The following is a 22,787-nucleotide window of genomic DNA, read 5'->3' as shown; positions in this document are numbered from 1 at the left end:
TTGAATGACATCGCAACGCACACTGGTACAGCGCTTGGGCTGGACGCAGCAGCAGGCGGGCTGAGCTCGCTGCCTGCCCTCTTCCTGCTGGGCCGCAAGCACCGCTATCTGATTCGCTCGATGCGCAGACGACTGGTGGCCGAACTGCACTTGCGGAGCGCCCGGGACGCCTTGACGGAGGCCAACGAGCGGCTGGAACATCTTGCGCAGGAAGACGGGCTGACAGGCCTTGCCAACCGCCGCTACTTCGACGCCCGCCTGGTCCTCAACTTCCAACAGGCGCTGGCAAGCCAGACGCAGCTGGCGATCGTCATGGTCGACGTCGACGAGTTCAAGAAATACAACGATCTGTACGGCCACCTGGAAGGCGACGACTGCTTGCAGCGGGTCGCACAGGCACTGCGCTCGGCCGTGTGGCGCTCGGGCGATCTTGTCGCACGCTACGGGGGCGAAGAAATGGTTTTGCTGTTGCCCGCGACGGATGCCGAAGGTGCGTTCGAGGTTGCGCAAAGGGCGCGGCTGGCCGTGGCCGACTTGCAAATTCCGCATGCGGCGTCAGCGCTGGGTACCGTGTCCGTCAGCCTTGGCGTGGCGTCCGGGATTCCGCAGCCGGACAGCACGCCGTTCGAACTTTTGAACGCCGCGGACGATGCGCTCTACCTTGCCAAGCAAGCGAGTCGAAATACGGTCATCGTGCACGATTGACCAGTTTCCAGCGGAGACCGTGGCGCATGGGGGCGGACGAGCCCCGACGAAGGGCGAGATTGCTGCTGGTTCGAGGCGGTTCTCGAACCATCAGATTGCGGGCACTGCGCTGAGAACGCCCGACACGCCGCCACGGCCTAAGGCAGGCAGGCCGGTCCGACCCGTGCGGCCGGCAGACCTTCGGGCGCCAGTTCGCGGCCCCACAGCGGCGCGCGCTCGAACTCGGCCACCCAGTGCATCATCTGGTCGGCCGGCAGTGGCTTCGCGATGGCGTATCCCTGGGCGAGGGTGCAACCCATCGCGAGCAGAGCCTCACCATGGGCCAAGGTCTCGACACCTTCGGCCACGGCGGTGCGTCCCAGCGCCTTCAGCAGCAGCAGGATGCCCTGCACGATCGCTCGGTCGGCTTCGCTGCCGAGCATGTCGCGGATGAAAGACTGGTCGATCTTGACCGACGACACGGGCAGCTGGCGCAGGTAGGTGAGCGACGAATAGCCGGTGCCGAAATCGTCGATGGCCACGGCCACTCCGAGCGTCCGGCAGGCCTCCACGAAGCTGGCCACGGTGGCAAACTGGCTGATCGCCGTGGTCTCGAGGATTTCGAGCTCCAGCGCGCCCGGGCCGAGCTTCGGATACTGCGCCAGTTGTTCCGTGAGCCGGTCGACGAAGTCGTGGCGCATCATGTGCAGCGGACTCACATTGACGCTGACCGACATGCGCAGGCCGGCCTCGCGCCAGTCGTACAGCTGCCGCAGCGCGGTGCCGATGACCCATTGACCGACCTGCTCGGCCAGCGTGTCGTCCTCCAGCAGGGGCACGAAGTGGATCGGCTGCAGCAGGCCGCGCTCCGGGTGATGCCAGCGAATGAGCGCCTCCGCGCCCACCACCACGCCGCGGTGCATGTCGACCTTGGGCTGGTAGCACAGGAAGAACTCGCCGCGCGCCAGCCCCTCCTGGATGCGCTGGCGCTGGCGCACGACCTGCGCGTCGGCGTGGGCCTGCGGTGCGTCGAAATAATGCACCTTGCCGTCGGCGGCGCGCTTGGCGAAGAACGCCGCATGCTGGGCGTCGCGCAGCGCGAGTTCGGGTGCCGGGCCGGTGCTGTCGATCAGCCGCGCGCCGAGGCTGGCGCCAAGGCCGGCGATGTGGTCCCGCCACACCCAAGGTTCGGCCAGTGCCGCAAGGATGCGCTCCAGCACCTCGTGGCACTGCGGAAACCCCAGCCCGGCGAAGACGGCCGCGAACTCGTCGCCCCCGGTGCGCGCCAGCAGCGACTCGCGCGGCATCTGAGCCTTGATGCGCCGGGCCGCCTCGACCAGCGCGGCATTGCCGCCGGCCATGCCCAGCCGCTGGTTGAGTTGGCTGAAGCGATCGAGATCGATGTCGCAGACGATGGCCAGGCGCTTGCCCGCGCGCGCCCAGTCGGCGATGAGCGGAGACAGCACCTCGTCGGGGGGAAGGCGTTTCAGCTCTTCGTCCGGGAACGTGAAAACCTGATCGGGATCGTTCGGCAAAAGGCTGGCGCTCCGAAGAATGGAAAGCGGGCGGTCTCTCGATTCAGCCTGCCCCGGCTGTCCATGGCAAGGTATTGCAGCCCGACCCTATGGGTTGCTGAAGGAGCACGACACCATGGCGGACGAAAAGATGAAGGTGGGCGGCCACCCCGCTGCCGGCTGGATCGCTTGGGCGAAGGCAGGGGCCCGTCACTGCCCGCTCCCGCCCTCGTACATCACCTCCCGGTTCTTGCCGGCTCGCTTGGCCTCGTAGAGCGCCTTGTCGGCGGCCTCGATAAGATCGAGAAAGGAGCCGTCGCGCGAAGGGACCATCGATGCGCCGCCAACGCTCACGGTCAGGAACCCGGCCACCGAGGAACGGCCGTGCACCAGCCCCATCCCCTCCACCGACATGCGAAGCCTCCTGGCCACGGCGAACGCGCCCTCCTGGGGCGTGGTCCTCATGACCAGCGCAAACTCCTCGCCGCCGAAGCGGGCGACCAGATCGGTCGATCGGCTGACATTCAGCTCCAAGGTGCTCGCCACCTTCTTCAAGACCTCGTCGCCGGCCAGGTGGCCGTAGGTGTCGTTGTATTGCTTGAAGTCGTCGATGTCGATCATGAGCACGGAGAGCGCGCTCTGGTCGCGCAGCGCCCGGCTCCATTCCTCCTGGATGTATTCATCGAAACGGCGCCGGTTGAAGACCCCGGTGAGTCCGTCCGAATGGGTCATCCGCTGCAACTCGATGTTCTTCTCCATCAACTGCCGCTGGCTCTCGCGCAGTGCTCGGTAGGCTTCGTCACGCTCCAGCTGGTTCAGATACGCCTTCGAGTGGTAGCGGATGCGCGCAATCAGTTCGACCTGGCTTGGCAGCTTGACGAGATAGTCGTTGGCGCCAGCCGCAAAGGCGTCGCCCTTGGCCGCCGGGTCTTCCTTGGTCGACAGCACCACGATCGGTATCTCCGCGGTGGCCGGATTGGCACGGTACCGGCGAACCAGCGTCAAGCCGTCGATGGTGGGCATGACCAGGTCCTGCAGGATAACCGTGGCCCGGATCTGCTCGGCCACCGCGAGCGCTTCGGCCGGATCGGAGCAATAGTGGAAATCCATGTTCGGCTGATTCAGCAGCGCGCGCCGCACCGCCTCGCCCACCATCGCCTGGTCATCCACCAGCAGCACCATGACCCGGTAGACCTTGCCAGTGGGCGCCCTCGGCACGCCGTCGTCCTGCGATTCGGTTTTGATCATGGTGATCCCCCGGGTTCGGTCTGGGTGGAAAGAACATTGCACAGTTGCGCCGCAATCGCCTCGATCGGCAGGATGTCGACCGCGGCGTCCAGCGCGACTGCGGCCTTGGGCATGCCATAGACGGCGCTGCTGGCCTGGTCCTGCGCGATGGTGTGGTGGCCCTTGTCGCGCAAGGCTTTCAGGCCATTCGCACCGTCGCGCCCCATGCCGGTCAGCAGCACACCGACGATCTCGCCGCGCCACAGCGCGCAGGCACTGTGGAAGAACACGTCGACGGACGGGCGGTAGACATAGCTCTGCGGGGCGCGCGTGTAGGCGAGCCGCTCGCGCGCGACCAGCCGCAGATGGTCGTTGGTCGCCGCGAGCAGCACCTTGCCGGGCGTTGGTCGTTCGCCTTCCCGGGCCAGCTCGACCGGCAGCACCGAATGCTGCGCCAGCCAGTGCGCCATGCCGGCGGCGAACTGCTCGTCGACATGCTGGACGATGACGACGGCCGCGGGAAAGTCGGCCGGCAGGCCGCGCAGCAGCGTGGCCAGCGCGGCCGGCCCGCCGGCCGATGCGCCGATGGCGACCAGGCTTTCCGGGGAGCCCCCTCCGGGTGCCGCGGCGAACCGCGCCCTGCCGGTATCGGAGCGGCCGCGCCCGCCGATCAGCCTGGCGATGATCTCGATCTTCGCCAGCACGGGTGCAGCGCCGGCCCGCGGATCGCCGCTGCCGATGGCCGGCGCATCGACGACGTCGAGCGCCCCATGGCCCATCGCCTCGAAGATGCGGGCGGTGTTGGCGCCCATGTCGGCGGTGACGAGCAGGATGGCGCAGGGCGTCGCGGCCATGATGCGGCGCGTGGCCTCGACGCCGTCCATTTCGGGCATCAGCAGGTCCATGAGGACGAGGTCGGGCCTCAGCTCGGTGCAGCGCTGCACCGCCTGCGCGCCGTTCTCGGCCACCCAGACGACGTGGTGCTCGGGCCGCAGCGCCAGCACGCGCCGCAAGGCCTCCACCGCCAGCGGCATGTCGTTGACAATGGCGATCTTCATGCGACGGCCTCGCCGATCAGATCGACCACCGCCTGGAGCAGCGTCTCGTCCTGAAAGCTGCCCTTGGTCAGGTAGTGGTCGGCACCGGCCTCCAGCCCGCGCCGGCGATCATCGGCGCGGTCCTTGTACGACATGATCATGACCGGCAGGGACTTCAGGTTGGGGTTCTTCTTGACCAGGGCCACCAGCTCGATGCCGTCCAGGCGCGGCATGTCGACGTCGGTCACCAGCAGGTCGAAATGGCCGGTGCGCACGGCGTTCCAGCCGTCCATGCCATCGACGGCCACCTCGACCTCGTAGCCGTGCTGCGCGAGCAGCTTGCGTTCGAGTTCGCGCACCGTCAGCGAGTCGTCGACCACCAGCACGCGCTTGCGCTTGCTGCCATCGGCGGCGGCATGGCCCGGCCGGGCCTGGCTCAGGTGGCCGGACGCGATGAGCTTCTGCACGGAGCGGATCATGTCCTCGACGTCGATGATGAGCACCGGCGAGCCGTCCTCCATCAGCGCGCCGGCGCTGATGTCCTTGATCTTGCCCAGGCGTGGGTCGAGCGCGTGCACCACGAGCTCGCGCTCGCCGAGGAAGCGGTCCACCACCACGCCATAGGTCTCGCCGTGGTCGCCGATGACGACGACCGCGAGGTCGCCGCCGGCGGCCTGGGGCTCCGCCGCCTGCAGGATCTGGTGCGCAGTCACGAGCCCGATGCGCCGCCCGTCGACCTCGACGTGCTGCCGCCCTTCGAGCAGTTCGACCTGCTGCGGCGCGACTCTGGAGGTGCGCACGATGCGCGCCAGCGGAAAGGCATAAGGCTCGCCGCCGACGTCCGCGAGCAAGGTGTGCACGACCGAGAGCGTGAGCGGCAATTGCAGCTGAAAACGCGTGCCCCGCCCGGCCTGCGTCCACACGCGCACGCTGCCGCGCACCTGCTTCACCATGTCCTGCACGGCGTCCAGCCCGACGCCCCGGCCCGACATGTCGGTGACGCGGTCGCTGAGGGTGAAGCCGGGCAGGAACAGGAACTCCAGCAGTTCGGCCTCCGACAGCTCGGCCGCGAGCTCGGCCTTGGTGTGGTTGCGCTCGACCACGGCGCGGCGCATCGCATCGAGGGAAATGCCCTGTCCATCGTCGGAGACGGAGATCTCCAGCGCACCGGCGCTGTGGCGCGCTTCGAGCCGGACGACGCCTTCCGCGGGCTTGCCCGCGGCGCGGCGCTGCTCGGGCGACTCGATGCCGTGGCCGACCGCATTGCGCAACAGGTGGCCCAGTGGGGCGTCCAGCCGCTCGAGCACGTCGCGGTCGATCGGCGTCGCGGCACCGACGATCTCGAGCCGGACCTGCTTGCCGAGCGAGCGGCCGAGGTCGCGCAGCATGCGCGGCGTGGCATGGACGCCGTCGGCGAACGGCCGCATGCGACAGGCCACCGCCTCGTCGTACAGCCGGCGCGACAGGTCGGCCGAGCGCCGCTCGAAAGTCTCCATATCAGCCAGCCCCTGCGTCAGCAGATGTTCGCACTCGACGACGCGCCGCTTGATGTCGTGCAGTGCGGGCCGGGCGCGCTCGTCCGCAGATGCCGCCGGCACGTCGCCGTCGTGCAGCGCGTCGAGCTTTTGCACGGTTTCGTGCTGCAGCCGCTTGAGCCGCAGCAGCGAGTCGGCGAAGGGCCGAAGCCAGCGCGCGGCCACCAGCGATTCGCCGGCCAGGCCGAGCAGCCGGTTCAGGTTGTCGGCGCTGACGCGCACGACGCGGTCCTGGGCGGCGCTTTCGGCCAGGGCGGGCGCCCTCGAGAGGGCGTCCGGTGTCGGGACCGCCGCGTCCGGCGCCGGATCGCCTTGGCCGTTGTCCTGCATCGCGCTTTCCAGCGCCTCGGCAAATGCCTTCACCTGCGGCGGGTCGGGGGGATCCATCTCCGGGGAATGAGCGAAGCGCGCGAGCAGGTCCACACCGCCGAGCAGCAGGTCGATGTGGCCCTGGCGCAATCGCAGCCGGCCTTCCTGTGCGGCGACGAAGCAGTCTTCCATGGCGTGGGCCACGCCGACCGCGGCGGCGATGTCGACGATGCGTGCGGCGCCCTTGAGCGAATGGGCGGCGCGCATGCAGGCCTCGAGCTGGTCGGCCGCCTCCGGGTCCCGCTCCAGGGCGAGCAGCCCCGCCGTCAGCAAGGGCGCCTGATTCTCCACCTCGACGCGGAACAGCTCCAGCATCGACAGCTCGCTGAGGTCTTTGGCGGTCACGCCAGGCTCCGGTGAAGTGTGTAGAACAGCAATTGCTCGTCGAGCAGGCCGACCATGTGGGCGTGCCACGGCAGGATCGCCCTGGAGTAAGGGGCCGTGGCGCGGGCGACGGTGGCCGGCACCTCCTTCAGCGTGCCAGGATCGAAGCGCGCGATGCCGTGCATTTCGTCGACCGCGAAGCCGAGCCGCTGGCCGTCGAGGCCGATCACCACCAGGCGCTGCAATGCCACGCGCGGCCGTGCGTGCCTGGTCTCGGCGGCGCGCGCCAGGCCGAGCATGCTGCCGAGCAGCACGCAGACCAGCAGTTCACCGCGCACATTGGCCACGCCCTGCACGATGCCCCCGCGCCGGGCGGGCAGCGAATGAATCGCAGGCAGGGCGGCAACTTCCAGGAAGACCTGCGTCGGCAAGGCCAGCCATTCGGTCCCGATGCGAAAGACGACCGCCGAGGCCACGTCGGCCGGGCTGGCCTTGGGGGCCTGTGCCATGTGGCGGGTGCACTCGGCGAGGTAGCCGGGCGGCGCCTCCCGGTCCAACAGGGCCAGCGCCGCGGCGGCATGGACGGGACACCGGCTGCAGTGCGCGTGTTGCCTGAGTTGCGGGCAGGTGCGGTCGCCTTGCACGCCGATACGATTCCAGCAATCGTCGATCGCGGCACGCCCTGGGCCTTCGGCGAGGATCGGCGTGGCATCCATCGATCAGGCTCCGCCGCCCTGGTGCAGCCGGCCCGCACGCCGCTGCAGGCGCTGCGCGCCGGCCTCGTCGCCGCGCTTGCGCAGCAGCAGTGCGAGGTGGACCAGCGCTTCGTGGTGATCCGGCTCCAGGTAGAGCGCCTTGCGGTACTGGTCGGCGGCATCCTCCGCGTTGCCGCTCGCGTCGCGCACCAGGCCGAGCAGGTGGAACACCTCGGCCGAGGGACCGTGCCGGCGCAGGTGCGCTTCGCAATGCGCAGCCGCGTCGGCCAGGTGACCCTGGTCGGCCAGACGCCGCGCGCGGTCGATGCCGGTCGAGGCTTCGGCCGGCGCCGCAACAGCCCGCGGCATCGCGGCCGGAGCGGGGACCATTCGGAGCCGGGCGGCGGGTGTGGGCGGGGCCGCGGACACCGGAGCCCGCGTGCGCACGGGCATGAACGGCGCAGGCGTCGCACGGAGCTTGGTGTCGCTGCCGGCCGCCGGCCCCTTGCGGAAGGCGAACGCGAGCGGAAGCTTCGCGGAGATGAAGCCGTGGTCCGACAGCAAGGCCGTCTCCGAGGGGCCGACGAACAGCCAGCCGCGCGGCTTGAGCAGCCGCGTCAACACCGCGATGGCGCGGTCCTGCGTGGCGCGGTCGAAGTAGATCAGCACGTTGCGGCAAAAGATGACGTCGTAGCGTTCCGCCTCGGCCATGAGGCCGTCCAGCAGGTTGCCGTGCCGGAACTGCACCCGCCGGCGCACCGCGTCGACCGGGCCGTGGCCGCCTGCGGTCGCGACGAAGTGACGGTCGCGGAACGCCAAATCGCTGCCGCGGAACGAGTTGCGGCCGTACACCGCGGCCTGCGCTCGCGCCAGTGCGCGGGTGCTGATGTCGACGGCGTCGATGCGCAGCGCGCTTTCCGGAAAACCGGCATCCAGCAGCGCCATGGCCATCGAGTAAGGCTCCTCGCCCGTCGCGCACGGCACGCTCAGCAGGCGCAGATCCATCGGCCCCTGCGCGGCGCGCCCGTCTTCGCCAGCCAGCCGTGCCAGCGCCGCGAAGGACGCCGGATCGCGAAAGAACCAGGTCTCCGGCACGACCACGGCCTCGATGAGTTCCTGCAACTCGGGCGCAGAGCTGCCGAGCCGCTCCCAGTAGGCCTGCGCATCCGGTAGCCGGCAGGCCGCCAGCCGCTCCTGCACCGCGCGCCGGACGACGGCCGAGCCGATCGAGGCGGCGTCCAGGCCCATCGTCTGCTTCAGCAGCTGCTCGAACGGGGCAACGTCCATCACGCGGCCGCCGTCTCTTGGAACAGCAGCGCCTGCAGCGGCGGCAGCAGCAGGTGCCGCACCTCGATGCGCTGGATCAACCCGCGCGCGTCGGCGATCACCGGGCCCAGGTAGGACGCCGCATCGATGCTGACGCCGGCCGGCACGAAGTCGCCCTCGTCGCAGCGCAGCGTTTCGGTCGCGCGTTCGGCCAGCAGGCCCAGCAGGTGGGGCCCGTCGGTCGGGTCAGGAAAATGCACGAGCACGATGCGCGTGCTCAGGCGGTTCGCGCACGGGCGGCCGAGCGCCAGTTGACCGAGATCGATCACCGGCGCCGGGCTCCCCCGGTAATGGCACAGGCCGGCCACCGCCGGGGGCGCGTGGGGGATCTCTTTCACGCCGAGCCGCGGCAGCACGGCGACGATCTGGCCTGCGTCGAGCGCGTAGCGTTCAGTGCCGAGTTGAAAGAGGAGGAACAGCATCTGGCCGGCCCTCGCTTGCCTCACGCCTCCGCCAGTTTGAAGCGTGAGACGCCGCTGCGCAGGCCGCCGGCGGCCAGGTGCAGGCCGTCGATCGCCTGGCCGGACTGGCGCAGCGAGTCGACGGTCTGCTGGGCGGCTTCGCTCAATTGCGTGAGCGCCTGGCTGATCTGCTCGGCGCCGGTGGCCTGCGCCTGCACGCCCTCGCTGACGGCCACGAAACGCGGCGCCAGCGCCTGCACCTGCGCAATGATCTGCGACAGCTGCGTGCCGACCTGCTGCACCTCCTGCATGCCGCGGCGGACCTCCTCGGAAAACTTGTCCATGCCCATGACGCCAGCCGACACGGCCGACTGGATCTCCTTGACCATCTGCTCGATGTCGTAGGTGGCCACGGCCGTCTGGTCGGCGAGCCGGCGGATTTCCGTGGCGACCACGCCGAAGCCGCGCCCGAACTCGCCGGCCTTCTCGGCCTCGATGGCCGCATTGAGCGACAGCAGGTTGGTCTGGTCCGCCACCTTGGTGATGGTGGTGACGACCTGGTTGATGTTGCCGGCCTTTTCGCTCAGCACGGCGAGCTTGGCGTTGATCGACCCGACGGCTTCCATCACCTTGTGCATGGTCTCCGCCATGCGCAGCAGGCCTTCCTGCCCGCCGCCCGCCAGCGTGGCCGTGTCCTCGGCCACCACCGACACCTCGCTCATGGTGCGCACCAGCTCGCGCGAGGTGGCGGAAATCTCCCGCGACGTGGCGCCGATCTCGGTGGTGGTGGCGGCGATCTCGCTGGCGGTGGCTTGCTGTTCCTTGGACGTGGCGGCGATCTCGGTCGCGGAGGTGTTGACCTGGATGCCGGACTTCTGCACCTGGCCGAACAGCACCGTCAGCTGCTCCGTCATGCGATTGAACCCCTGCGCCAGCGTGCCGAACTCGTCGCGCCGCTCCAGGTCCATCCGCTGGGTGAAATCGCCGGCGCCGATCGCATCGGCAACCGTGAGCAAGCGGCCCAGCGGCCGCGTGATCGACTGCAGCAGCACGTAGCCGAGCGCCAGCGCAAGCAGAAGGGCAGCAGCAAGACTGACCACGATGGACACGATGGCGGTCGTCACCGCCCCCATGATCTGCCGGGCCGCCTCCTCGCCATTCGACGTGTTGAAGTCGGCGATGACCTGGAGGGCGGCGCGGAGCTTCGCGAACTGCGGATCGAGCTGGCTGTGCAGCAGCGCCCGAGCCTCCTGGTTCTTGTTGTCCGTGCTCAACCGCAGGACATCCTCCTGCACGCGCAGGTAGGGAGCGCGAAGGTTCAGGAATGCGTCGAAATTCTCCCGGTCCTTGGCCGTGAAGATGGTGGCCTCGTAGCTGCGGTACAGCTTCTCGAGACTGGCCCGGTTGCCCTGCAGCTGCGCGTCGACACTGCGCATTTCGGCATCTTCGGTTTCGAGAACGTGCTTCTGCGTGAGCGCGAAATTGTCGAGCCAGGCGGCCTTCAACTGACCGCTGACCGCCATCCCCGGCACGGCATCCTTCTGGATGACGGTCGCGTCCTCCGCCACGCGCGCAAGGCAGGCATAGGCAACAGCACCCATGACGATCATCAGCGCCAGCACAGCGGCGAAGCTGGCCAGAATGCGCTGTCGTATGGTCCAGGTGTTCATCGGGTTCGCGGCATTGGTCATCCTTCGCGCTCGCCAGATCGGAGAGATCGGCAAGATTGGGCGCGACAGTGGGCGCCGGCCAAGCCATTGTCAAGGTAGGGTTTAAAGCAGAAGTCTTTATGCCTCCTTCCAGCCCACTGGCCACCCACCCCGGCAAGGCCGCACCGCAATGTGGACTGAGGCTCCGTCGGTCCGGCACCACCGGCCGGAATCCGGGCGGACGGCGGCCCGTTCCCGATGCTTTGTCATGGGACGAACCGGGGCCATCTTGAATCTGCGTGTGCTGCGCGATGAGGCCCTGCCTCGACCGAGCAAGAACATGACAAATACCCCGCGCGCTCGCGCCGCTGCAGGTTTAGGCTTGCGATCCACTCAATCGAAAGGCAGTCGACCATGGCGTGCTCGAATGGATGATCCTCAAGGCGGTGGTCCTCCTCATCGCCGTGGCCATCTACGGCTTCTGGCGCGGCCGGAAGGGCCTGTGAGGGCGGATCTGTTGATCACCGCCGCCAGCACGCTACACCCATCGCGTTAGGCACTGCAGAAGGCAGCGGCCCGTTTCCACAGCAGCGCGCCCCGTAGGTCTCTCCACGAGGGGTCACGCCCCTCTTAATGCAGCAGGAAAATAACTGCCTCGCAAGCGCGCAGCGACGCCTGTTCGGGGCGCTGCGAGAGTTCGTGGGTGTAGCCGGTGCCAGCGATCGCAAAATCGAAGTGGAAGCGCTCGTCGTGCACCGAGGCGACGACCTTGCCGCCCTGCACCTCTGCGCCCTGCCACGGTGCGGCCAGATGCAGATGGAAGTTCGGAAACTTCAGCACGCGCTCCACCGAATCCAGCGGCGGCGTGGTGCCAAGGCGGCGGTAGCGTGCCGCATGGTGCCAGCGCGTGGCATCGGGCAGCGCAAGATAGTTGTCGTACAGGCCTGGATAGCCGCGCACACGTGCGACAGGCGTGGCCGCGAGCCGGTCGCGGCGTGCGAACAGGTGCACCGCCGCGGCGCCGCTTTCAAGCGCCACAGCGGCCGCGTCGAAGGCCGATGCCGCAGCGCCGATCACGGCCACGGTCTTGCCTGCGAGCGCCGCGAAGTCGATCGCGTGGCCGGTGTGGGCCGCAAGGCCGTGGCTCACCGCCGTTGCCAGCAGGTCGGGAATGAAAGGTGCGCCGCTGCCGGCCACGCCGTTCGCGAAGATCAGCTTGCGCGCGGTCTCGGTGCGCGGCTCGCCGTTCACTTCCAGGTGCAGCCGCAAGTGCGGCACCACCCCCCTCACCGGCTCGAAGCGGATCAGGCGCGTGCCGTAGCGTACCGCCGTGCCGGTGATGCTGCGGAACCAGTCCAGGTACTCGGCCCAGGCGGTGCGCGGGATGCGGTCGATGGCGGCATAGGCCGCTTGCCCATGCCGCGATTCATACCAGGCCTGGAAGCCCAGCGCCGTGACCGGGCCCTCGGGCCCGACCAGGTTCCTGAGGGTGCGCAGCTTGTGCATGCGCGCCCTCGTGAGCCATACGCCGGCCTGCGATGCATCGGCCACCGCATCGATCACGCTGACGCCGCCGATGCCCGCGCGCTGCAGCGCGAAGGCAAAGGCGCTGCCGGTCTGACCGCCGCCGACGACGACCACGTTGTGATCGATGCCGGCATGCGCGGGCACCCAGTCGGCGGGCGCGGGGCCGAGCAGGCGCAGCGCTTCCTGCGCCGCGTGGTCGGGATTGGTGGAAGAGGAGCTCATTTGTAGTCGCCAGTCGTCGTGAAGCCGCATGCGCGAGCCAAAAAAACGGACCCCAGGGGGCCCGCGGAACGTCGCTTTGGATACGACGAGGAGACACTCACCCCGAAGGCAGGACGGGCGATTCTTCGGGCATTGGCACGGAAAGCGAAGCGCGAAATCCGCATGCGCTAATCCGCGTTTCTTCTTTGGCATTGCTGGCGCAATCGGAACCTGTCGGCAATCAGCTGGAGCTGCCTGGTCAGGTAGTGTTCGTAGTCCATGCGCGAACGGCGGGTTTCCAGCGGCTCCGGCCGTTCTGAGTCATGACGTATTGGATCCAGCAGCCTTTCTGGCATGGGCCGGCCCACCCGACTGTTGTGCTCGTCGGCAATGCGAGGCCACGTACAAAAACTCCGCCCTCGTCTAAAAGACTGGTACTCCCGAGGCGATCTTTTCTACGTCCGTCTGGATCGTGCGGAAAATGCGCGGTTGGTGAGGGCTCCCTTAAGATTCGTGCCAATCTTGATCCGCCGTGAACGTCATCCGCGTTCTGCGCGGAGCCCTTGTCAGGACTGCGCACGGATTCAACTCTCAGCCGACCCTCACATGCAAGAGATTTATCGAATCGGTCTCGCCGAGGTGCGCCCTACCGAACGCACGGTATTCCTTGACGGTGAGGAGGTCGCTCTCGGAACCCGCGCCTTCGACCTGCTGTTGGTACTTATCCAGCACCGCGATCAACTGCTGACAAAGCAGGAGCTGCTTGATCGCGTCTGGCCCGGATTGGTGGTTGAAGAAAACAACTTGTCCGTTCAGGTCAGCGCACTGCGCAAAGTGCTCGGCGCCAAATTGATTGCGACTATCCCCGGGCGGGGTTATCGCCTCAGCGCGCAGGTGGATCGTGTGGCAGTGCCTGACGCCGCCCGTCCCGCACCTGTCGTCACGCCGGACGCAACAGCCCCGCCCATGCCGAAGCCACCGTCCGCATGGCGCGGTTCCGCCGCCATCGCGCACGTTCGCGCGCCGCTGCTGGGCCGCGACCGGGAACTGGCTGAGCTGATCCAAGTCGCCACGGAGTATCGGCTCACCACCGTCGTGGGTCCTGGTGGTATTGGCAAGACCCGATTGGCGGTCGCGACTGCCCACACGCTGTCGGCTTCATTCGCCGACGGCGTTTGGCTCATTGAGCTCGTGGGCTTGCGCCCGCCGGCCGACCTGGCCAGCCAAGCCGCCCAAGTGCTGGGCATCCAGTTGGCAGGCACGCGCCCGGCCATCGAGGAGTTGTCCGAGCGCCTGCGTGACCAGTCAGTTTGCCTGGTACTAGACAACTGCGAGCATGTGATCGACGAGGCCGCCATCTTCGCGGAGGCCTTGCTGAGCGGCACGCGCGGTGTGCACGTGCTCGCCACCAGCCAGGAGCCGCTGCGACTGGACGTCGAGCATGTGCTGCGAGTCGGTGCACTTCAGGTCCCGGCCAGCGGAACACGCGCCGATGAAGCTTGCAGAGCCGGCGCCATCGCCATGTTTCGCGATCGCGTGCGCGCCAGCAACTCCCGCTTCGACATCGACGACAGCAATGTCGCCACCGCCATCAAGATCTGCCGCGAACTGGACGGCTTGCCTTTGGCCATCGAATTGGCGGCCGGTCGCGTGGGTCTGTTGGGGGTGGCCGGGGTGCATCGCCAGCTTGCGAGGCGCTTTCGCCTTCTGACCAGCGCGCAACGCCACCGCGACGCGCGTCACCGAACGCTGCGCGCGACGCTCGACTGGAGCTATGCGCTGCTCTCCGAAAGCGAACAAAGTGCCTTCCGCAGACTGGGTGTGATGGTCGGCGGCTTTGGCCTCGAGTTGGCTGAACAGGTTGCCGAGCCGGCGCCGGGTGGGGACGACGCCGCCTGGCTCGATGCGCTGGGGGCGCTGGTCGACCGCTCGCTCGTGGTCGTCGAAGACGACGCACGACCGCGCTTCCGTCTGCTCGAAAGTGCCCGTGCCTATGCTCTGGAGAAGCTCTCCGAGGACGACCAGCTGGCTGCGATGCGCACCCGGCACGCGAAAGGCCTGCTACGGGCCCTTCGGAGCCACCTCTCGCTACAGGGGACCGAGCGCATCACGCAAGACGAGTGGACGATGACCTTCGCCCCCGAAGTGGACAACCTGCGTGCAGCCATCGAATGGACCAGCGGACCGGAGGGCGACCCGCCGCTGGCGCTCGACCTGTTGGCAATGGCAGCACCGCTGATGTACCAGCTCGGCCGCTTCAGCGAATGCCTCCAGTGGTTCCAGGCCGGGCGCTCGCTGCTCGGTTCGACCACGCCCGAGGCCACACGCGCCAACTTCGAGTTCGGCTTGGCCGTCGTCGGGCTTTATGCATTGCCCTACGACGAGCGCATGGCGCTGCTGAACTCGGCCGGCGCCGTATTCAAGCAGCACAACCAGGTCGACAAACTCGTCGCGGTGCATTGCCTGACAGCTTTCATCAGCGCGGTCGCCGGGCAATATGCCAAGGCGCAGCAGCACCTCGATGCGTGCGAGCCCTTGTTTGTCCAGTTTCCTGCGCTCGGTGCCATGCGTGCGCGCTGGCTTTTTCCATCGGCAGTTGTCTATCTGGGCCAGGGCGATGCGGCCGCGGCGTTGGCGTGCATCGAACGTGCCATACCGCTCGCACAGGCTGCGGGTGACTCGCGCACGGAGGCCTACCTGCTCACCAACCGCAGTGTCGCCCTTCACCTTGCAGGGCGGCTCGAGGACGCCAAGAGCTGCCTGCTCGCATTCCTGGATTCACGCGATGCACGCGCCAAGTTCAGGATGGCGGCCTCGGAGGCCTTCGCGCATTCGTACCTGATCCGCCTGGACGTGGAGCGCGGGGCGGTGGACCGCGCGACGGAGCGCCTGCGAGAAGCCTTGCCGCTCATGCGTCGCGCCACCGGCGCGCGCCAGTTCGCCGGCACCCTGGCTTACCTCGCGGCGGGACAGGGGCGCCTGCGTGACGCCGCCATGCTGCAGGGTGCCGATATCGCGGGCCGCCAGCACCGCGGCGAAGCAACGCCATGGCTGGAACAGAAAGTGGCTTCGGCCGTCCGCGACCGCGTGCTTGAATTCCACACCCAGACCGAGCTGGCTTCCTGGTATGCCGATGGCGCACGACTGGATGAGGTCGCCATTGCATCGCTGGCACACGGCGAGCAAGTCGCGGGCGATGCCGGCAACGCGCTGCGCATGTTGCTCGCCCGGGCACGTCAAGGCGATGCGTCTCCTCGCTCCAGTTCCGCCAACACCCAGGGGTAGACATCGCGCGCGGCGTCGCGCCCGACGAAGTTGTCCAGATGGCCGTAGCGCTCCATCACACGGCGCCGGTACCACTGCGGCCCGTTGTGCTGCGCAAGCCAGGCTTCGGTGCGAAGCGACGATTCGGGGTTGAACAAGGTATTCAACCCACCGGACATGAAGCTGATGGGCAGGGCCATGCGGCGCGCCTTGTCGGCCGTGAGATAGGTGTCACCGCCCTGCGCGTCGACCACGCGTCCGCGCCGCATGATCAGCGCGAGCTGGTCGAAGACGGACAGGGAGATGGGGCCGAACATCTCGCCCATGGCGAAATGCGTTCCCTCGTTCAGATGTTCATGCAGGACCACCGGTCCGAAGAACGCATTGATCCGTTTGCACACCGGGCTCTTGCAGGTCTGCCCCTGCGGCACCGGCACGCTCCAGGCCATGACGTCCACCTCGCGGTCTGCCTGCGTCGTGCCCGGCACCGGGGAGAAGAGGCCGCCAAGCTGCCGACCGTGCTCCAGCAAGCGCGCCAGGCCGATGTCGGCCTTGGCCTGGTTGAGCCAATAGGTCAACGGGTGCAGCGTGACTTGCGAGGAAACCACCGAGCGCACGCCCTGCAGGCCGTCCAGCAACGCCATCAGAACGCTCATCGAACCCACGCAATGCCCCATCACCTGCACCGTGTCCGCACGGGTCGCACGGCGCACGAAGTCCACCGCGGCCGGCCAGTCGGTGCGCGCGATGTCGTCGATGCAGAAGCTTTGTTGCGAGCCCACGGCATCGGGGCTGCCACGGTAGTCGAAAAGCCAGACGTCGTAGCCCTGGGCGCACAGCGCCTCGGCCAGGCTTTCCGATGTCGTCGTGACCGTCCAGGATGAGGCCCGCATCGCCACACCAGCAGCGAGGATCACCGGTCCCTTGGAGCCCGCCTGGTATCGGGTGAGCCGCAGCACCACGCCATGGGCCAGGTCCAGCGGAAACACCTGCGCGGCCGGAAGCCTAGGGATACGTCGCGAAGAGATCGGGGGTGCGGACGATGTCGATGCTGTCGTGGCCGCCGCCAGATCCGACAACAATCCGCCGTAAGCGCGAAACACGGTGCGGCCGAAGAATCCCGCGAACTTGGCCAGATAGGCGCGATCGACGGCCGATCTGGCTTCCGGAAGCAGATTCTCGAGGTACCCGTCGAGATCGTGCGGCGGGCTCGTCGACAGCGTGGTGGCTTGCCAGGCGAGATCCTCCAGGCCCAGCGAAAGAACGCCCTGCGCGATCCGGCGCGGCGTGGGACCCGCTTCATCGATGTCCACGAAAAGCGTGGTGAGGTCGGTCCACGGCGAGGACCCGGGCTGCTGGTGCAGCCATTTGGAGCCTGCAAAGCGCAGCGGTGTGGCGTCCGGCCGCGCGAGGGTCATCTCGTAGCGCATGGTCCAGGTCTCCACCGTCTCCGGCGCAGGAGGCAGCAGTCGGAAATGGCCGCTTTGCACCTGCATGGGCGTGGGGCTCAGCGCCGCGCAGGTCACTTGTCCGGTGATCTGCGCCTCGTGCGAAGAATCGCTGATCATGCGGTAGAGGTCCTCGGTGCGAATGGTGAGCTCGAAGTCCAGCGCGTGGCCGGCAGCACGCCCCCAGGCGGCCGACAGCTCGTAGCGGCTGACCAGCCTGGGCGACAGGCCCTCGCCCAGACCGTCTTCGCATTCCAGGCTCACGAACCCCTGCATGCGCTCGGTGAACCGAAAGCTCGGGCTGAGGTACTCCGGGTGCTCAGAGATCAAGTGCGACAACAGCTTGCGCGCCGCGTCGATCGCACCTTCTTTCAAGTGCTGCAACGCCGACTTCAGCAGATCCTCGGCGCCCTCCTCCAGTTGCACCTGCAGGGACGTGATGCTCTCCGGCGCCACCGTTTCATCAGTCGTGTAAGGCAATGGCCGGGCAGCGGGCAGCGTGAGATCCAGCGTCCAGCCGCGCGTGTCGCACAGGATCTGACAGCAGCGTTCCGCCAGCGCGCCGATGGTCAGCAGCGGGTTCACACCCGCGGCCGCAGGCAGCAAGGAGCCGTCGCAAACATAAAGCCCCTCGTGTACCCCGCTGCCACTGGTGCCGGCATAGACCTGCCCGTCCGCGTTGGTCACGCCACGCTCCGCATCGTCCGCCATTCCACAGCCACCCAGCGGGTGAACCGTGATGAGCTTGTGGCCCAGGGCATCGCTCCACAGCGGGTTGGGCAGGAACACACCCTTCACCGCTTCGTTGGCCTCGGCCAGCCAACGATGGTCGTTGGCGATGGTGGAACTCATGCCGGCATCCGGCCAGTGAATGCGAAGACGGTCGTCGACCAGCTTGAGCTCGCCACCGGCGTCGTCCACGCTCATCACCAGGTAGGTCTGCGTGCGGGCGACCGGGCCGAGGTAGGACTGCCCGGTGAGGGACCCGGGGCGGTTCTGCACCACGTCGCCCAGTGCCTGCGCGCTTTCGAGACGCGTGGCGGCCTGGCTGGCGCCGTATTGCGTCTCGCCCCCGACCATGGCGCTGGCCGCGAAAAGCAACGGCGGCATCAGCGACGCCAGCGCACCGGGAATCACCCCTTCCTCGATCACCAGGCCCTCGCGCGGATTCTTTTCGCGGCGCGCGTCGATCACACCGGTGATGCATGGGCCGGGCATTTGCTCGGGCTGCAGCTTGTTGCTGCCCGCGCCGATGCCGTAGACCGGGACGGGTTGGCATTCGCCATTCGGACCCGGTTCGCCGTTGCGCCAGAAGTTGTCGTACCCGAGCGCGAGCACGTCGCCGTTGCCCGAGAAAGAGCGGCCGACGCGATCCGACAACGCAAGCCCACGCGCCTTGGATCGCAACAGGATCTCCGTCGAACCCAGCGCCCCCGCGCCAAGCATCACGATGTCGGCCAGGACGCTGCCGGCCGAGACGGGCTCGGATGGCAGTCCCGCGCGTGCCGAGCGCAGTGGAACGGCCTCGAAATGCACACGCCAACGCGTGCCCTCCCGTTCCAGGTGCGTGATGAGCGCGCCGGTGAACACCTGCGCGCCGTGACGGCACGCATCGGGCAGGTAGTTCATCAGCGTTGTGTTTTTCGCGCCCACGTTGCAGCCGCTGGTGCAGTCGCCGCAGTTGTTGCACGCCGGCTGTGGCACCCCGAAGGGATTCAGCTGCTCCTTGAAATTGACCGCGAGAGGCGCGCGGCGGAACGGACGCCGCAGCGCCTGCGCTGACTGTTGCAACGCCCGCATCTTGTTGAGAACGGGTGCCTCTTCGGGGTAGGGTTGCACATCCAGCACGGTGCGCACGCGCTGCGCATAGGGCTCCAGCACGCCAGGGTCGGTGCGCAGCAATGCGGGCCATGCCGGGTCGTCGAACAGCCGCGGGTCCATTTCCAGCGCGACATTGGCATTGATGAGCGAGGTGCCCCCCAGTCCGCAGCCCACCATCGCCAGCATGTCGTCGTTCATGCGCAGATCGAACAGGCCATCGCGCGGCCCCAGCCTGCCGCGCGGGCCGTCCATCTGCAGATCGGCCTGTGCACTTTGCAGGTCGTTGGGGTAGTGCCCGGGCGCGATCTCGCGTCCACGCTCCAGGACACAGACGGTCCGGCCCGCACGCGCCAGTCGGGAGGCCGCAATGGCGCCCCCATAGCCGGAGCCCACGACGACCACGTCATAGCTGTCGCCGATCTCGGTGGGCGGACGTGAGATGGTCTGGTAGCCGTTCATACGGGACCTCCGTTCACAGCCACCGGTGGTCGAGCGTGGTGTTGCGACGGGCCGGTATCGCCACCGCTTGCCGAAGGGTCGAAGAACTCGTCCAGCAAGTCACGTGCGTGAAGCTGTGCAGCGGCCACCACGCAACGGGTGAAGTGCTCCCAGTCGTCGGCGTGATGCGCCACGGCCTGATCGAGCGCAAGCACCAAGGGGTTGTCACGATCGCTGGGGGTCCCTGTGCCGGCAGCGTGAACGGCAGGGCTGTCACCGTGAACCGGATCATTGAACAGCCGCAGCGACGCGAGGTTGAGATCGCCATCGATCAGCACGATGGCCGCGCCCTGCGGGCTCGTCATCGTGGGTTGATCCATCACCCAACCGCCCGTGTTGTAGACCTTCACCGGACGCACCAGCCCGGGCACGGGCAACTCGTCCTGGAAGGGCTTGTGCGTGTGACCGTAGACGAAGCGCAGGTCCATGTCCCGCGGATCGATGCCCTCGCTCTTCAACTGCGTCGTCACTGCGCCTCCGAGGTACCACCGCAGTTGAGCGGCGTCGTCGGGCGTGACCAGGTGCCGGTAGTCTCTGCGCTGGGCTTCGGCGCCACGGACCAGCGTGGCGTCCACCACCCCGCTGACGGCCTGCTGCACGGTGACGCCCTGGATCAGGGGCATCACGGCGGCAACGTCCAGGGTCTCGCCGAGGCGCTCGGTGATCCATCGTGCGAGATGTTGCGACCAGCGCTGCGCTGCGCCCGCGTCGCGCATGATTTCATAGAGCTTCTCGGACTCCAGTCCCACGGCACCGGCGTTGCCGAAATCGGACCAGAGGAAGTCCACCCACGCGCCGTTGCGGGCCTCGATCTGCTCCACGGTCAACGGCCGCGGCGGCGCATGGGGCGGCCGCGGCGTCTGGTGCTCAACCAGGATCGACATCGCGCGGTACATCGGGTCCACATAGTGGCCATGGTGCAGCACCACCGCACGACGGCGGGCCGCATCGACCAACCCGAAGTTCGGATAGGCCAGTTCGAAACGGAGGTCGTCCAGCCCCGGCTCGGTGCCCGCCAGCGCGGCGAGCAACTCGCAGCTCGGCCATGAGCGACCCGGCGCATCCATCAGCGTCGTCATCTGCGGCATGTCGGCATCCGCGCCGGATCTCGCACGGCTCACGAAGGTCTGGTCTTGCGCCATGCGCCACAGGTGATGGTCGTGATTGCCTGGCACCACCCGTATTCGCGGCGACAGGCGCAGTCCCTGGCTGCGCAGTCGCGCCAGTTCGCGCAGGAACATGCGGAACGCCTGCGACACCGTGTTCATCGGCGACAGGCCCATGTCAAGCACATCGCCGAGCAGCACCAGCGTTGGAGGCTCGTCGTCGCACAGCGGCGCCAGCGTGGAAGCCAGCGCGTCCATCAGCGCGACCAGGGTTTCGCAACGCGCTCCCGGCGCCACATGGCCCGCACCGTCGATCCCGGTGAGCAGGCTGTAGCCGGCACCCAGATGCAAATCGGAAATGCAAACGTGACGCAAGGCGGCCATTGAAAGCTCCTGGTGCGGTCGCCCCTTGGCGCCCCTGGCGAGGCGACCTGGCTGACAACGAAAGACGACTCCCTGCCTGATCGATCGAATGGGCTTCGTCACGAGCACCGCCGCATTCGCGGCATGCAGGTGCGAACCCTTTAGGAACGTTTAGCAACACTTTAAACCGTTTAGAGCACTCCGTTCCTACGATGACTTCACGAACAGCCCACCGATTCCCAACCACCGAGCGCAGTGCTCGATCAACCCTCGACGAACAGGAGAACGCCATGCCTTCCACCATTCCCTACGACCCGACCCTCGCACTCGGCAACCTCGTGACGCAGGAGCGACTCGATCTGCTTTCGCAAATCGCGGCCAAGCAAAGCCCGGCGGACGACGCCGAGGATCACCTCAATGACCTGATCACCCTGCGCCGCAGCTTCGACATGACCATCCAGGAGTTGATGGACATGGACGTGGATACCTCCGACATGGCCAAGCAGCGCGGCGAGGTCAACAAGCAGATCACGGCTGCCGCGGTGGAATACAGCAAGGCCAAGATCCAGTCCGAGCAGGACATCCTGCCGCTCAAGCGCAAGATCAAGGCAGTGGGCTCGGGGCCCGAGAGCCCGATCGACTACAACCGCACGCAGATCAAGTCGATGCCGATTTCGGCCGACTCGATGAAGATGAACGTCCAGTACTTCGCGTTCGACAAGAATGCGCAGAGCAGCCAGACCCATGCTGCGACCATCGCCTCTTTCGTCAGCGACGAAACATCGTGGCTCGGCGACTCCATCTCCGGCGCCGCGAGCACGGCCGCACAAAGCCAGACCAACAGCCAGCACCAGCGTCACGACGTCGTCGGCACGCTGGTGATCAGCGCCACCTGCACCCACAAGAACGCGCAGCTGCTGGCGCCCTTCATCATCGACGTCGACAAGGCCATCCGGGTCTGGAATGTCTGCCACCCGGATCTCTTCATCGACACCTCCACGGCCTCGGCGCTGGCCACCATCGCCAAGCAGGTGGAAAAAGACCAGGACAAGTGCCTGACCCTGCTCTCGGGCGCCGTCTACGGCTCCTGCTTCATCGGCATGGTGCACGTGCTCAACACCACCACCACCGACTCCAGCGAAGACATGTACTCGGTCGCCAGCAAGTTGCAGACCTCGTTCAAGATCGGCGGCTGGTTCGCCGACGAACAGGGCGGCTTCGGCGTGGAGAACAGCTTCTCCAACGATGCGAAGAACCTGCTGAGCGCGCAGAACATCACTTCGCATTGCACCCTGGTCGCGATGGGCTCGATCCCTTCGATCAAGTCGAACCAGGTGCAGATGAGCGTCAAGGGCTTCGTCGACAGCGACGGCGCCAGCAGCATGGCTGCGCTGGCCAAGCTTCAGAACGCCACGTCCGCGGACCAAGACTCGGTCGATGCCTCGGCCAATGCGGCCCGCACCGGCGGCCAGTTCGTGGCGATGCAGAACGCCAAGGTGACCGCTGCACTGTCGGCCTTGAACGACATCGACAACTCGCAGAACAACATCATCGACACCAACTCGATGATGGTCGCCTTCGAGGACTACGTGAACAAGGCCCTGGCCGGCAACATCGGCGTGCCGATCATGTACTACACCAAGCCGATCACGCGCGTGCAGCTCGCGCAGATGTGGGTCGCCAAGTACTTCCCCGGCCGCTACCTCGCGATCGCCGGCGACGACTCGACGCCGGCTGCGTCTGGCGCCGCGCCCGCGCCGGCGCCCGAGGCGGCGACAGCCTGAGCGCCCTATCCCCC

General features: G+C 67.4%; 13 protein-coding genes and 1 pseudogene. 3 read left to right on the top strand and 11 right to left on the bottom strand.

The window, feature by feature from the left end:
- Positions 1-705, top strand: a complete 705-nt coding sequence (locus RZE77_RS28730) for a diguanylate cyclase (protein WP_319443101.1) — start codon at positions 1-3, stop codon at positions 703-705.
- A gap of 137 nt (positions 706-842) precedes the next feature.
- Here RZE77_RS28730 and RZE77_RS28725 read toward each other — a convergent pair whose 3' ends face one another.
- The 9 genes and pseudogenes from RZE77_RS28725 to RZE77_RS28685 all read right to left on the bottom strand — a co-directional run.
- On the bottom strand, positions 843-2,150 hold the full coding sequence (locus RZE77_RS28725; RefSeq protein WP_319443100.1) for a putative bifunctional diguanylate cyclase/phosphodiesterase: 1,308 nt from the start codon (positions 2,148-2,150) through the stop codon (positions 843-845).
- Between the two features lie 258 nt (positions 2,151-2,408).
- Positions 2,409-3,446 (bottom strand): PleD family two-component system response regulator, encoded by a 1,038-nt coding sequence (locus RZE77_RS28720; protein ID WP_319443099.1) that lies wholly within the window; start codon positions 3,444-3,446, stop codon positions 2,409-2,411.
- Complete coding sequence (gene cheB, locus RZE77_RS28715; protein ID WP_319443098.1) at positions 3,443-4,483, bottom strand: chemotaxis response regulator protein-glutamate methylesterase; 1,041 nt, start codon at positions 4,481-4,483, stop codon at positions 3,443-3,445. Before cheB ends, RZE77_RS28720 begins: the two co-directional genes overlap by 4 nt.
- Entirely contained in the window at positions 4,480-6,711 is a 2,232-nt protein-coding gene (locus RZE77_RS28710; RefSeq protein WP_319443097.1) for a hybrid sensor histidine kinase/response regulator, read from the bottom strand. The genes cheB and RZE77_RS28710 overlap by 4 nt, the downstream gene beginning before the upstream one ends.
- The gene (locus tag RZE77_RS28705; RefSeq protein ID WP_319443096.1) at positions 6,708-7,406 is read right to left on the bottom strand and encodes a chemotaxis protein CheW; all 699 of its coding nucleotides are present in this window, start codon (positions 7,404-7,406) and stop codon (positions 6,708-6,710) included. The genes RZE77_RS28710 and RZE77_RS28705 overlap by 4 nt, the downstream gene beginning before the upstream one ends.
- 3 nt (positions 7,407-7,409) lie before the next feature.
- Positions 7,410-8,672 carry a CheR family methyltransferase gene (locus RZE77_RS28700; protein ID WP_319443095.1) on the bottom strand — a complete coding sequence of 421 codons (1,263 nt, stop codon included), beginning with the start codon at positions 8,670-8,672 and terminating at the stop codon, positions 7,410-7,412.
- A complete protein-coding gene (locus RZE77_RS28695) occupies positions 8,672-9,133 on the bottom strand; it encodes a chemotaxis protein CheW (RefSeq protein WP_319443094.1) in 462 nt (153 codons plus the stop codon). The genes RZE77_RS28700 and RZE77_RS28695 overlap by 1 nt, the downstream gene beginning before the upstream one ends.
- Positions 9,134-9,153: 20 nt before the next feature.
- On the bottom strand, positions 9,154-10,782 hold the full coding sequence (locus RZE77_RS28690; protein WP_319443093.1) for a methyl-accepting chemotaxis protein: 1,629 nt from the start codon (positions 10,780-10,782) through the stop codon (positions 9,154-9,156).
- A gap of 645 nt (positions 10,783-11,427) precedes the next feature.
- A pseudogene (locus RZE77_RS28685) lies at positions 11,428-12,540 on the bottom strand (SidA/IucD/PvdA family monooxygenase); the annotation flags it as partial.
- A gap of 555 nt (positions 12,541-13,095) precedes the next feature.
- Between RZE77_RS28685 and RZE77_RS28680 the strand changes: the two are divergent.
- Complete coding sequence (locus RZE77_RS28680) at positions 13,096-15,774, top strand: ATP-binding protein (protein WP_319443092.1); 2,679 nt, start codon at positions 13,096-13,098, stop codon at positions 15,772-15,774.
- Here the strand turns inward: RZE77_RS28680 and RZE77_RS28675 are convergent.
- Both RZE77_RS28675 and RZE77_RS28670 read right to left on the bottom strand, forming a co-directional pair.
- A complete protein-coding gene (locus RZE77_RS28675) occupies positions 15,726-19,481 on the bottom strand; it encodes an alpha/beta fold hydrolase (RefSeq protein ID WP_319443091.1) in 3,756 nt (1,251 codons plus the stop codon). The genes RZE77_RS28680 and RZE77_RS28675 overlap by 49 nt on opposite strands.
- A complete protein-coding gene (locus RZE77_RS28670; protein ID WP_319443090.1) occupies positions 19,478-21,010 on the bottom strand; it encodes a metallophosphoesterase in 1,533 nt (510 codons plus the stop codon). Before RZE77_RS28670 ends, RZE77_RS28675 begins: the two co-directional genes overlap by 4 nt.
- Before the next feature lie 269 nt (positions 21,011-21,279).
- Between RZE77_RS28670 and RZE77_RS28665 the strand changes: the two genes are divergently transcribed.
- Complete coding sequence (locus RZE77_RS28665; protein WP_319443089.1) at positions 21,280-22,773, top strand: hypothetical protein; 1,494 nt, start codon at positions 21,280-21,282, stop codon at positions 22,771-22,773.
- The last annotated feature ends 14 nt before the right edge of the window (positions 22,774-22,787 follow it).

Source organism: Variovorax sp. SPNA7 (assembly GCF_033807855.1).
Lineage (GTDB): Bacteria > Pseudomonadota > Gammaproteobacteria > Burkholderiales > Burkholderiaceae_C > Variovorax > Variovorax beijingensis.
This window is presented reverse-complemented; position numbering and strand designations above follow the sequence as displayed.

Excerpts from the sequence above, each read along its gene's own strand:
- RZE77_RS28675 (WP_319443091.1), bottom strand. The coding sequence starts at position 19,481 with ATGAACGGCTACCAGACCATCTCACGTCCGCCCACCGAGATCGGCGAC.
- RZE77_RS28670 (WP_319443090.1), bottom strand. The coding sequence starts at position 21,010 with ATGGCCGCCTTGCGTCACGTTTGCATTTCCGATTTGCATCTGGGTGCC.
- RZE77_RS28690 (WP_319443093.1), bottom strand. The coding sequence starts at position 10,782 with ATGAACACCTGGACCATACGACAGCGCATTCTGGCCAGCTTCGCCGCT.
- RZE77_RS28695 (WP_319443094.1), bottom strand. The coding sequence starts at position 9,133 with ATGCTGTTCCTCCTCTTTCAACTCGGCACTGAACGCTACGCGCTCGAC.
- RZE77_RS28665 (WP_319443089.1), top strand. The coding sequence starts at position 21,280 with ATGCCTTCCACCATTCCCTACGACCCGACCCTCGCACTCGGCAACCTC.
- RZE77_RS28720 (WP_319443099.1), bottom strand. The coding sequence starts at position 3,446 with ATGATCAAAACCGAATCGCAGGACGACGGCGTGCCGAGGGCGCCCACT.
- RZE77_RS28705 (WP_319443096.1), bottom strand. The coding sequence starts at position 7,406 with ATGGATGCCACGCCGATCCTCGCCGAAGGCCCAGGGCGTGCCGCGATC.
- RZE77_RS28680 (WP_319443092.1), top strand. The coding sequence starts at position 13,096 with ATGCAAGAGATTTATCGAATCGGTCTCGCCGAGGTGCGCCCTACCGAA.
- RZE77_RS28700 (WP_319443095.1), bottom strand. The coding sequence starts at position 8,672 with ATGGACGTTGCCCCGTTCGAGCAGCTGCTGAAGCAGACGATGGGCCTG.
- cheB (WP_319443098.1), bottom strand. The coding sequence starts at position 4,483 with ATGAAGATCGCCATTGTCAACGACATGCCGCTGGCGGTGGAGGCCTTG.